Origin of the sequence: Viridibacillus sp. FSL E2-0187 (genome assembly GCF_038006425.1) — a bacterium.
Lineage (GTDB): Bacteria > Bacillota > Bacilli > Bacillales_A > Planococcaceae > Viridibacillus > Viridibacillus arvi.
The window spans coordinates 3313184-3324959 of sequence record NZ_JBBOVG010000001.1 but is presented as its reverse complement, the minus strand read 5'-3'; the positions used below and the strand labels follow the sequence as shown (position 1 = coordinate 3324959).

General features: G+C 35.0%; 12 protein-coding genes. 8 read left to right on the top strand and 4 right to left on the bottom strand.

The window, feature by feature from the left end:
• Positions 1 to 2: 2 nt before the first annotated feature.
• The 5 genes from MHH85_RS16280 to pepF all read left to right on the top strand — a co-directional run bounded on the left by MHH85_RS16280 (position 3) and on the right by pepF (position 5926).
• Positions 3 to 941 carry an ABC transporter ATP-binding protein gene (locus tag MHH85_RS16280; protein WP_053418309.1) on the top strand — a complete coding sequence of 313 codons (939 nt, stop codon included), beginning with the start codon at positions 3 to 5 and terminating at the stop codon, positions 939 to 941.
• 448 nt (positions 942 to 1389) lie between these two features.
• On the top strand, positions 1390 to 1785 hold the full coding sequence (gene spxA, locus MHH85_RS16275) for a transcriptional regulator SpxA (RefSeq protein ID WP_179078282.1): 396 nt from the start codon (positions 1390 to 1392) through the stop codon (positions 1783 to 1785).
• Positions 1786 to 2148: 363 nt separating this feature from the next.
• On the top strand, positions 2149 to 2820 hold the full coding sequence (gene mecA, locus MHH85_RS16270; RefSeq protein WP_193738521.1) for an adaptor protein MecA: 672 nt from the start codon (positions 2149 to 2151) through the stop codon (positions 2818 to 2820).
• Entirely contained in the window at positions 2817 to 4055 is a 1239-nt protein-coding gene (locus MHH85_RS16265; protein ID WP_340707739.1) for a competence protein CoiA, read from the top strand. The genes mecA and MHH85_RS16265 overlap by 4 nt, the downstream gene beginning before the upstream one ends.
• Positions 4056 to 4108: 53 nt before the next feature.
• The gene (pepF, locus tag MHH85_RS16260; protein ID WP_340707738.1) at positions 4109 to 5926 is read left to right on the top strand and encodes an oligoendopeptidase F; all 1818 of its coding nucleotides are present in this window, start codon (positions 4109 to 4111) and stop codon (positions 5924 to 5926) included.
• Positions 5927 to 6870: 944 nt separating this feature from the next.
• Here the strand turns inward: pepF and MHH85_RS16255 are convergent.
• From MHH85_RS16255 to MHH85_RS16240, 4 genes are all read right to left on the bottom strand, one after another.
• Positions 6871 to 7683 carry a ClpXP adapter SpxH family protein gene (locus tag MHH85_RS16255; protein WP_340707737.1) on the bottom strand — a complete coding sequence of 271 codons (813 nt, stop codon included), beginning with the start codon at positions 7681 to 7683 and terminating at the stop codon, positions 6871 to 6873.
• Complete coding sequence (locus tag MHH85_RS16250; protein WP_038179615.1) at positions 7680 to 8081, bottom strand: globin domain-containing protein; 402 nt, start codon at positions 8079 to 8081, stop codon at positions 7680 to 7682. Before MHH85_RS16250 ends, MHH85_RS16255 begins: the two co-directional genes overlap by 4 nt.
• Positions 8082 to 8334: 253 nt before the next feature.
• Entirely contained in the window at positions 8335 to 9123 is a 789-nt protein-coding gene (locus MHH85_RS16245) for a lytic transglycosylase domain-containing protein (protein WP_340707736.1), read from the bottom strand.
• Positions 9124 to 9126: 3 nt separating this feature from the next.
• Positions 9127 to 9714 carry a CYTH domain-containing protein gene (locus MHH85_RS16240; protein WP_340707735.1) on the bottom strand — a complete coding sequence of 196 codons (588 nt, stop codon included), beginning with the start codon at positions 9712 to 9714 and terminating at the stop codon, positions 9127 to 9129.
• Between the two features lie 173 nt (positions 9715 to 9887).
• On the opposite strand from MHH85_RS16240, the gene MHH85_RS16235 reads away from it, so the two are divergent.
• The 3 genes from MHH85_RS16235 to MHH85_RS16225 are packed head-to-tail and all read left to right on the top strand — an operon-like array spanning position 9888 to position 11775.
• Complete coding sequence (locus tag MHH85_RS16235) at positions 9888 to 10283, top strand: UPF0738 family protein (protein WP_053417720.1); 396 nt, start codon at positions 9888 to 9890, stop codon at positions 10281 to 10283.
• Between the two features lie 11 nt (positions 10284 to 10294).
• Positions 10295 to 10975, top strand: a complete 681-nt coding sequence (locus tag MHH85_RS16230; protein ID WP_038179606.1) for a GTP pyrophosphokinase — start codon at positions 10295 to 10297, stop codon at positions 10973 to 10975.
• Complete coding sequence (locus tag MHH85_RS16225) at positions 10972 to 11775, top strand: NAD kinase (protein ID WP_193738528.1); 804 nt, start codon at positions 10972 to 10974, stop codon at positions 11773 to 11775. The genes MHH85_RS16230 and MHH85_RS16225 overlap by 4 nt, the downstream gene beginning before the upstream one ends.
• Position 11776: the final 1 nt, after the last annotated feature.

Here is an 11776-nt window from a genome sequence, read left to right as displayed (position 1 = left end):
AAATACAAAAAAAACTATTAGAAATCAAAAATTTAAAACAATACTTCAATTCTGGAAAACCAAATGAAGTTAAAGCCATCGACGATATTACATTTGATATTTATAAAGGAGAAACTTTAGGGTTAGTAGGGGAATCAGGTTGTGGTAAATCTACGACAGGGCGTACGATTATTCGCCTATATGATGCCACTGACGGTGAAGTTCTTTATGATGGTGTAAATGTCCATGGTCGTAAATCTAAAACGGAACTAAAGTCGTTTAACCGTAAAATGCAGATGATTTTCCAAGATCCGTATGCATCATTAAATCCTCGTATGAAAGTAATGGATATCATAGCGGAAGGTTTAGATATTCACGGCCTTGTGAAAAATGCAAAAGAACGTCAAGAACGAGTCTATCAATTATTAGAAACAGTTGGACTAAATAAAGAACATGCAAACCGTTATCCACATGAATTCTCTGGTGGTCAACGTCAACGATTAGGAATTGCTCGTGCACTTGCAGTAGAACCAGAATTCATCATTGCAGATGAACCAATATCTGCACTAGATGTGTCAATTCAAGCACAAGTTGTTAACCTATTAAAAGAGTTACAAGAAGAAAAAGGATTAACCTACTTATTTATCGCCCATGATTTATCGATGGTTAAATACATTTCAGACCGAATCGGTGTAATGTATTTTGGTAAATTAGTAGAACTTGCACCTGCAGAGGATCTTTACAAATATCCAATGCATCCTTATACACAATCATTACTATCAGCTATTCCACTTCCAGACCCTGATTATGAGCGTAATCGTGTTCGTAAAACATACGATCCAAAGTCTCATAATTATAAAGATGGAGAGGACGTAACAATGCGTGAAGTACGTCCCGGACATTTTGTCTATTGCTCTCAAGCTGAATTTAAAGTATTACAAGCTCAACATGCAAATAATTAAGCATCATGATTAATTAAAGGCTGCCTCTTTAGTCAATGAAATCGGTTGACTAAGGGGGCAGTTTTGTATTTTGTCAAATTTGATTTATGAAATTTATTTAAAATTGAAACTTTTTCGAGGATTGAACGTATAATTAGTGTAAATATAATAGACATTTTTTCAATATAGAGATTCTAAATGAGAATATTTTTTTGAAATAATAGGTTTACCGTAATGCTTTATTGGGGATACTACATATATACGCGTAATAAAGAGGTCTAACCTGTATGGAAAAACTTGAAATGATAGAAAAAACGGTCATAACTTACAATGGAAATTTTTCTTAATAGCATATATTCAAATTGGACAAAATGTTGTATAATATGCTTACAGTTCTTTTTTTAAAGTCATTCTAATTTAGGAATGTTATTATATTCGCTACACATTTTGAAAGGATGTGTTTTATATGATGGTGACATTATTTACTTCACCCAGTTGTACATCTTGTAGAAAAGCAAAAGCATGGTTAGAAGAACATGATATTCCATATACAGAAAGAAATATTTTCGCGGAGCCTTTAAGCATAAGTGAAATTAAAGAAATTTTACGCATGACTGAGGATGGTACAGACGAAATCATCTCAACTCGTTCTAAAATTTTCCAAAAACTAAAAGTGGATGTAGAAACATTACCTTTACAACGTCTTTATGAGTTAATCCAAGAACATCCAGGACTTTTACGTCGTCCGATTATTTTAGACGAAAAACGTTTACAAGTTGGGTATAACGAAGATGAAATTCGCCGATTCTTACCTCGTAAAGTTCGTGCTTATCAATTACAAGAAGCACAGAAGATGGTTAACTAAAAATAAGAGCCATTTACATATAGCATGCTTGCTCGGAATAGTCAGCAGTATGCAATATGATTTCAGAGCCAGTTGTTGTTAAGTGTTACACAACTGGCTTTTTTTTATGCGTTAAAAAAATTTTATTATTTACGATATAAAAGAGGCAAGTACACTTATACATAGTAGCGTTATGACTTGATTTACTAAACCTTGTCTACTACAATTCATATACTGTTGTAATTTTCCGAGTTATTTCCTTTCCATTTTCAACAAACTCATCATACAATAGTATTAGACACTGTATTATCAAGAAATTTTAAAGACTTGTTCATAAGTGGACTCGATGCATCTATTAGTATTGACCGAAGGGAGTTGTGTAATATGGACATCGAACGCATAAATGAGAATACACTTAAACTCTTCATTTCTTATCATGACATTGAAGAACGTGGATTCACGAAAGATGAAGTATGGTATAACCGGGAAAAAAGTGAAGAACTCTTCTGGTCTATGATGGATGAAATAAATGACGAAGAATATTTTGAAGTTGAAGGACCATTATGGATCCAAGTGATAGTTCAAGAGAATGGCCTTGAACTGACTATCACACATGCTAAAATTTATAAGGACGGTCAGCATATCGAACCGCCCTTCGATATAGAAGATAAACAAAGAATGATGTCATCCGCATTTGGTGGCGATGAGCCAAAAGCGCATGAATTTGACGATTTTGAAGATCTTGTAAATAGTACAATTGATGAGGACTCCGATTTTATCTTTAAATTACAGGAATTTGATGATATTATTCCTCTTGCACAAAAAATACAAGAGACATCACTATACCATAATGCGTTGTATCAGTGGGAAGGTAATTATTATTTGCACATCCGTTTTAATGAAGAGGTTTTACATGATGAAGCTGAGGACATTTTCAGTGTTATTACTGAATTTTCCACGGACGCAGAAGTAACAATCCACATTCTTCAAGAATACGGTAAAGCATTAATGGAAAAAGACTGCTTTGATACAGTCATAAAATATTTTGTTAAATGACAGTGAAAACCCTCCGAATACCGGAGGGTTTTTTTTCTTGCAATTTATCCCATAAATCAATAGAATGGATAAAAATAGGGGGTGTTTGTATTTTAACTGCATTGACAATAAAAAATGAACTCTTTATATTGTCTATTTCACATACTAAAGAAAAGCTAAAACAGTTAAGGAGGACTCATAAGTTTTTTTGTCCACAATGTAAAGAAGAGTTACAACTTCGAATAGGTGATATTGTTGTTCCGCATTTTGCTCACAGAAAGGATTCGAATTGTCCTCAGTTATTTTCGGATGGAGAGTCAAAAGAACATTTAATAGGTAAGCAACAGCTGTTTCATTTTTTTGTAAACAAAGGTTTAACTGTTGAACTGGAGCCTTTTATAAAGAACTTGTCTCAACGGCCGGATTTATTGGTAACAACTCAAAATGAGAAATTCGCGATTGAATTTCAGTGTAGTAATATTCCTATTGAAGTTGTACAAGCCCGGACTAAAGGTTATATGAATGCAAGTATAGTTCCTCTATGGCTTCTTAAAACCCCTAATTTTAAGCAGCTAACATCTACACGTATCCAACTTATTCAACTCTCTCCATTTCGTCAGCAATTTATTACATGTCATCCCCAACACGGATCAACCCTTCTTACTTACAATCCAACCACAGCGACGTTTATTTATTATTCACATCTATTGTTCATACATGGCTATCGTTTTATTGCCAAAGTACAGCAGTTACCTATTTCACATCAACATTTTCCTTTTTTGCATTTAAAAGAGCCTACAAAGGAGGAATTCGCTCAATATTGGCAATTCCATTTGCATATCCGCCAGCGTTTTTTAAGTCAACGTTTCTACTTAAGTAGAAAGGGAGTTCAGGATAGGCTCTTAAAAACCTGTTATAGTGCGCGTATGAGGCTTGACCAATTGCCTCTTTTCATTGGCTTACCTGTACGAAACGCCCAGTATATTGACGTCTACATTGTAGAATGGCAAGCTACATTATTATTCTTTTTACAAGATTGTCAAATTAGTATATTACAAGTAGATGATGAGGTTATTTCAGTATTTATCTTAAATAATCCGAATTATTTCCAAGATGAACGAGGCAAAGAAGCGATTTTTCACTATATTTTGTTGTTGAAAAAACTAGGTATTCACTCCATTCATTGTTCAACAAAAGAAGCTAATATCTTACAATTATTGCATAGTGAATTCCTTGCAAAGTGTTATGAAAATTGAGAAAATAATAAAGTATTTGTTTCTCAACGTATTTACTATAGGAGGTCATAAATATGACAACGAAATCAGAGCAAAAAGTATTAACAAGACAAGAAGTACCTGTGGAACTTACTTGGCGTCTTGAAGATATCTTTGAGACAGACGAAGCTTGGGAAGCAGAGTTTAAGGATATTAGTACCTTGAGTGAAAATGCTGCATCTTTTCAAGGAACAATTGAAAACGGTGCACAGGCACTTTTAGCGGTTCTACAATACCGAGATGAATTGTATTCAAAATTAATGCGTCTTTACACATATTCACATATGCGATTAGATCAAGACACAGCGAACAGTTTCTATCAAGCAATGGATAGTCGTTGCAAATCACTTTATGCAAAGGTTTCAACTGGTCTGTCATTTTTAACACCTGAAATTCTAGCATTAGATGAAAAAATAATTGAACAATATCTTGCTGAAAATGAGGAACTTCAATTATACAGACAAGAATTACTTGAAATTAACATCGGACGTCCACATATTTTACCAGCGGAGCAAGAGGCAATCCTTGCACAGTTGTCAGAAGTAACAGGTGCATCGTCTGAAACATTTAGCACATTAAATAACGCTGATTTACAGTTCCCTACGATTGAAGATGAAAATGGTCATCAAGTTCAGCTAACACATGGGAATTATACACATTTCTTAGAAAGTGGAGATCGCAAAGTACGTGAAGCAGCATTCCGAGCAATGTATAAAACGTACGGAGAATTCCGAAACACATTTGCAACGACCCTTGCTGGTAATGTTAAAGGTGATAACGTAAATGCACGTATTCGCAAATATGAATCAGCTCGTCAGTCAGCCATGGCTGCAAATCATATCCCAGAAAAAGTGTATGATCAACTTATCACGACAATTCATAAGTATTTACCGTTAATGCATCGTTATATTGCGCTGCGTAAAAAAGTATTGGGTGTTGATGAACTTCATATGTGGGATATATATACACCACTTGTACAAGAGTCAAAAGTGGATATGCCATATGAAGAAGCAAAAAACCACATGTTAAAAAGCTTTGAAGTACTTGGTGATGAGTATGTAAGTATTGTCAAACAAGGTTTAGAGGATCGTTGGGTAGATGTACTTGAAAACAAAGGGAAGCGAAGCGGCGCATATTCTTCAGGTGCCTATGGTACGAATCCTTATATCCTAATGAACTGGCAAAATAATTTAGATAATTTATTTACTCTTGTTCATGAATTTGGACATAGTGTCCATAGTTACTTCACTCGTAACAACCAACCGTTCGTATACGGTAACTATTCTATTTTCGTTGCAGAAGTTGCATCAACTTGTAATGAAGAGTTATTAAACCATCATTTATTAAATACGATTGAAGATCCACAACAACGTATTTATATATTAAATCACTGGTTAGAAGGTTTCCGTGGTACAATTTTCCGCCAAACAATGTTTGCTGAATTTGAACATATTATTCATCAGCTTGACCAAGATGGGGAAGCACTAACGGCAGAAAAAATGACGGAAGTCTACTATAATCTAAATAAACAATATTATGGTGACGATATTGTTGTGGATGAAGAGATCGGTCTAGAATGGGCACGTATCCCTCACTTCTACTACAACTACTATGTATACCAATATGCTACAGGTAAGAGTGCGGCAACTGCTCTAAGTGCTCAAATCCTTGAAGAAGGACAACCTGCAGTAGATCGTTATATTAATAATTTCCTAAAAGCGGGATGTTCTGACTTCCCGATTGAAGTTTTAAAAGCAGCGGGCGTTAATATGGAATCTGCTGAGCCTATCGAAGAAGCTTGTAAAGTATTCGAGAAAAATTTAGAGGAACTAGAAAAACTTCTAGATGTATAATAATTTATGATTAAAAGTCAAGGTGGTAATTTTGCATTGCGACCGTTATTGAGACAATATTTATTAATTCTTCATACACAAAGGAGAAATCAACAAGGTCATTGATTTGACTGAGCTGATTATCTTTTGGCACAACGATATCGTAAATTGCCATAAATGTAGCGTTTTTTGATTAGCAATCATCGGGGACAACCACCTACATTTGATAATACTATTATCTAATAAAATAGCGATTCATTCCTCTAAATAAATTTGGAATGAATCGCTTATTTTTTTACGTTCTATTTTATTTTTTTATGGGAGATATTCCGTTGATTGTAGTGTAGAGCAGCGACTCCTGTAGGATTAGCGTGACATGTGAGACCCCGCAGAAATGAAGTGACGAGGAGGCTCACCGCCCGCCTCACGGAAAGCGTCCGCTCGGAACGTAAATCAAACGTAATCCTATTTAAAAGGACTTTTTCAGTAGCCTCGTAATATTCCCCCTCGGCTTTTTAATTTGAAATCATTCTGTATAGAAAAATATAAAACAGGTAATATTTAATTAAAAACCCACAAATAATACTAATATGACTCGACAAAACCATGTCAATTTGAAGTTTAAATGGCTGATTACTACTTGCAAACGCTTTCCTTATGACAACTTTGTGAAATCAGTTCTGAAACATTGCTATATCATTTTTTCCATGCTAAAGTGTTAGATGTGAAATAAATCACAAACAAACATACACCCCTTTGTTTGAACGTGAACATTTCTCCCATCCCCTTTGTGAAAAGAAGGCGTCTCTCGTAGAGGCGCCTCTTTTATTTTGTTTTATTTTATTAATTGGTAACTGTCATCGACATGTTAACTAGTACCTTACATATAATCAAGAAGATTTATAATTGAATAATAAAAAAAGACTAGCAACGACATAATAGATCGTTACTAGCCTATATATAATTTATTTTAAACGCCACAGCGATGATTCTTCATAATTGATGCGGTCGACTTTTTGTTGTAGCATTTTCTTTTTTAACTCTCGGTCAGCAGTTTGTTCAGTAATATTATAAATTGATGCTACTTCTTTAGTTGATAATGTATGATACCGTTTAAATAATTCTTCTACTGATGGTGGCTGTTGACAAATAAGTTCACCGTCTAATAATTCTTCTAATATTTGTTCATAAACTTCATATGAATAATTTCCGCTAACTTTTAAACCTTCATCTTCAATATTTTCATTAAAGAAAACGAAGCTTGGTACTTCTTCTACATCCATCTCACGCGTTATGCATAAGTCACTTTGAAATGCACGAGAAGCTTCCAACGACTGGAAGTCTGTTTGGAACTCTTGAATATCTAAATTGGCCTCTTTGGCAATTTCAAGTAAGGTCGAGCATGAACGAACGTTTTTCATATTTAATAATACATATTCTTGCAATTTCATTAGGTAGCGATAGCCAGCTTTTTTTCCTTGTAATTCAGCAGCCTTTACTGCGATTGAAGGAAGAACAGGATGAGAAACATCGGATTCTTCATATTCACTATTACAGCTATTTACACGTTGGCAAGCGACATTAAGCGAAGCTAATTCTGTACTAAGAACAAAACGTAAAGTAAAGTACTGATTATAGTTTACTTGAAGCTTACGGATAATTGCTTGTAAATCCCAACTGTTTGGAGCAAGTGGATCAATGAATACATAAAGTTCAATCGGTCTACTAAGAGTAGTAGTAGGCGAAGGCGGTGCCGGCATGATCTGAATAGTATTCACTCTAATACCTCCTCGTCGTTATCAGGTGAATTAATCATGTGGTGCGCTGTAAGGACGAGTCGTTTATAGTATATTTCTCGAATCTTTCCATCTAATCCAACCTCATCCATTGCTTCAGCCATACATTCTAACCATGCTTGTGCACGTTCAGGTGTAATTTTGAAGGGCATATGGCGGGCTCTCATCATTGGATGCCCATGCTCTTCAGTAAAAAGATTTGGACCACCTAAATATTGAGTTTGAAATTGAATTTGCTTGCGTGCTGTTTCAGTTAAATCATCAGGAAATATCGGCTTTAGCTTCGGATTTTTAGCGACTTTGGAGTAGAAAATCTTAATCATTTTTGATAGTGTTTCTTCGCCAATTTCCTCATAAGGAATAATAGGTTTTTGCGTCATTGATGATGCTCCTTTGCTTTAGCTGTAATTCTATTCTATCAACCTAAACGTTTTTTCTCAAACAAATCGATTAAATTACATTACTTTTTTCATATAGTTTAATAAAAAAGTCCGTAAAAGTGTATGATTACTATGAAAAATCGTGTCTTCTATTCAATTTATTCATAAAAAAAATCGACATAATAATAAGTTATATGTCGATTCTAAGAGTGAATTGATATGTAATTATTCGACAACTACGGCAGTTGACTAATTAGGCTTGATAGCTATTCATGATTTTAGTAACATAGTTTGTTGTTTCTTTAAATGGTGGAATACCATTATACTTAGAAACATTCCCTGGCCCTGCATTATATGCAGCTAACATTAAATTCATATCTCCACCGAACTTATCATACATTTGTTTCAAATATTTCGTACCGCCCATAATGTTTTGTTCTGGATCAAAGACATTGGAAACACCAAGGAATTTGGCTGTACCTGGCATTAATTGCATTAGACCAGCAGCCCCAGCATGGCTAACGACTGAGTTGTTAAAATTAGATTCTTGTTTAATTACAGATTTAATCATCTTTTCAGGAATACCATAAGTTTCGGACGCTTTTTTTATAATGGCATCGTATTGCGTATTTGAAGTGACATTAGTAGGTCCCGCAGTATAACCTGTTAATACTGGATTCAAAGGTGTTGTACCATATGTATTATTAGACACTGAAGTTGGTCTATAAATAGGTGAAGTACCATTATAGTACAAGCCCGACCCTGCATTATTTGAGCTCGTTATTGATGCCCCCATTAAGCCACTACCTAATAACGAAGAATAATCAGAAGCAGGTAAAGTGTTTGAGCCCGACAGTGAATTTGTTAAGCCTAGTAATTGTGAAGGGTTGTTCTGAGATGTTGATGAAGTCATCATTTCATTCATTAGTTGGGTAAACATATTAGATGAAGAAGATGATGAATCCGTAGCAGATAAGCTAGTCGATCCCATTGATTGAAGCCCTTGAATTTCAAGGAGCGTTTTCAATGCTGATATATCCATTTATTAACCTCTTTTCTTGTTGACGGCGGCCATGAAGCGAGCAATTTTTTTATCAGCTACTCTAATAGGTATTGAATATTTTGCTAAAAATTCCTCGAATATTATTCTACCGGTTTCCTCATTTGTCACTTCAAATTCAAGTTCATAATCGTCAGTGTCCAAATAGCGAGAATGGTCGAAAACGAGAAGACCGCCATTATATTTTATTTCGGCACGCTTTGTAAAAAGTGTACCTAATAGTTGTAAATCTGCTGGATTAATCTGAAGTTTTTTCAATCGAATATCTACTTCATCTGCTTTTAGGGTAGCTCCATTTAACACAGCATTTACGTGTTCCTCAGTTAATAAATCCGTTGTTTCTAATAATCCAATACCAGCCCCAGGTTCTTTTAGTGTACATTCAAAGCGATTTTGAACTTCGCGTATTCTTAAGCCTGAATGTGCTTTCTTCAATCTGAAATCAGCTGTATCGAAATAATGATTTGCCTGTTCGTGAAAATCTTCATTTGGAATTGCAAAAGTAGTACAAAGCGCTTCATATTCCTCTTTTGAAAGTAGGTTTTTAAACTCAATTTCAAGTTGTTGTGCCATACCAATCACCCTTTCTTTTTTTGAAATCATATTAATTAATTATAGGTGAAGTATAGATGGCATTGCAATGATTGTCGAAATGGGGAAAAGCATAACAATTCACTGAAAAAGTGGGTAGTAATGAGGCTTACTATGATAAAATAATAGGAGATTCACGGAAAGGAAGATAAGCTTTGCGTAAAACATATATAGTAGAAAATGGATCACAACAAGAAAAACAAGTGCATTTACAAATATGCGGAGAAATATCTGATTGTGAATGGCGAGCTGCAGGTCAGGTTATTACTGATTCAGATGCCATGGCTTTTATCTATTTAATGGATGCAGGGGAAGACTACCATTACATAAAATTCCCTCAAGCTATTTGGCCACTATTAGTCAAAACATTACAATCTGATTTAGAGCCAATATTAACTTGGGGGAATGGACAGACTGAATTAGTGAACTTTCAGGATGAATTAAACGCACTTATATTTAATATTGAAGGAAATCATAATTATGGAGCAGACTTTTCAACAGCTGTTGAAGAAGCTTTTGCGGAAATATTGAACGAATCCCGAGAAGATTAGGGGGACTTATCATGGGACAATGGGATCGCTTTTTACAGCCCTATAAGCAAGCAGTAGATGAATTGAAAATTAAGCTAAAAGGAATGCGCGCACAATTCGAAAAATCAAATGAAACGTCACCAATAGAATTTGTAACAGGTCGGGTGAAGCCACTTGCAAGTATTTATGACAAGACGTTAGAAAAAGGCTTAGTCTTTGAACCTTCAGATATGCTAGCTCATGAGTTACAAGATATCGCAGGGGTACGTATCATGTGTCAATTCGTGGATGAAATTCCTACTGTTATTGAATTATTACGCCAGCGCAATGATTTAACAGTTGTAGAAGAAAGAGATTATATCACCAATGTAAAAGTTAGCGGATATCGTTCTTATCATATGATCATCGAATATCCTGTCGGAACCATTCAAGGTGAGAAAAAGATTTTAGCTGAAATTCAAATTAGAACACTTGCAATGAACTTCTGGGCATCTATTGAGCATTCATTGAACTATAAGTATAAAGGGATTTTTCCAGAGGAAATAAAAAATCGCCTGCAAAGCGCAGCAGAGGCAGCGTTCCGCTTAGATGAGGAAATGTCTTTAATTCGCGAGGAGATACAGGAAGCTCAAAAATATTTTACCGAATACAAAGAGGCTTCAAATCCAAAAGTTAGAGAGGATAATTCGAAGGGAGCTCATGAAAACCTATGAAATTTGCTGTTCAATCACGTAACGATCCACAATCTAATGAATTAATGGAAAGAGCCATCTCTTACTTAACTGATTTTGGATTAGAGATAGATGAAGAAAAACCAGATATCGTGTTGTCGATTGGTGGAGATGGTACATTGCTACATGCATTTCATCGATATAGTCATATCTTGTCAGATGTTGCATTTGTAGGTATTCATACGGGACATCTAGGTTTTTATGCTGACTGGAAGCCAATTGAAATCGAAAAATTGGTTATCTCCATAGCAAAGAGTGACTTTAAAGTAATCGATTATCCTCTGCTAGAAGTTGTGATTAATTATCAAAACTCAGATGAAAATTACACTTATTTAGCTTTGAATGAATCTACAGTTAAATCCCCAGAAGTCACATTAGTAATGGACGTTGAGTTAAATGGGAGACCATTTGAACGCTTTCGTGGAGATGGGCTATGTGTTTCTACACCTTCAGGAAGTACAGCATACAATAAGGCTCTTGGAGGTGCCATTTTACATCCATCAATAGAAGCTATTCAAGTGACTGAAATGGCGTCTATTAATAATCGCGTATTCCGTACAGTCGGATCTTCACTAGTGTTACCAGCGCATCATAGTTGCGTGCTAAAGCCAGTGAAGGCTAAAGATTTTATGGTAACAGTGGATCATGTGCAATTATTGCATAAAAATGTAAAATCAATTCAGTACAAAGTTGCGAAGGAAAAGGTGCGGTTTGCACGCTTTAGAGCATTCCCGTTTTGGCAACGTGTACATGATTCTTTTATTGATAGTGATTTGAAATAAT

What these genes read in the sequence shown, in the direction of transcription:
- spxA (WP_179078282.1), top strand. Translation starts at nt 1,390, where the DNA reads ATGGTGACATTATTTACTTCACCCAGTTGTACATCTTGTAGAAAAGCA.
- mecA (WP_193738521.1), top strand. Translation starts at nt 2,149, where the DNA reads ATGGACATCGAACGCATAAATGAGAATACACTTAAACTCTTCATTTCT.
- MHH85_RS16225 (WP_193738528.1), top strand. Translation starts at nt 10,972, where the DNA reads ATGAAATTTGCTGTTCAATCACGTAACGATCCACAATCTAATGAATTA.
- pepF (WP_340707738.1), top strand. Translation starts at nt 4,109, where the DNA reads ATGACAACGAAATCAGAGCAAAAAGTATTAACAAGACAAGAAGTACCT.
- MHH85_RS16230 (WP_038179606.1), top strand. Translation starts at nt 10,295, where the DNA reads ATGGGACAATGGGATCGCTTTTTACAGCCCTATAAGCAAGCAGTAGAT.
- MHH85_RS16240 (WP_340707735.1), bottom strand. Translation starts at nt 9,714, where the DNA reads ATGGCACAACAACTTGAAATTGAGTTTAAAAACCTACTTTCAAAAGAG.
- MHH85_RS16265 (WP_340707739.1), top strand. Translation starts at nt 2,817, where the DNA reads ATGACAGTGAAAACCCTCCGAATACCGGAGGGTTTTTTTTCTTGCAAT.
- MHH85_RS16250 (WP_038179615.1), bottom strand. Translation starts at nt 8,081, where the DNA reads ATGACGCAAAAACCTATTATTCCTTATGAGGAAATTGGCGAAGAAACA.
- MHH85_RS16245 (WP_340707736.1), bottom strand. Translation starts at nt 9,123, where the DNA reads ATGGATATATCAGCATTGAAAACGCTCCTTGAAATTCAAGGGCTTCAA.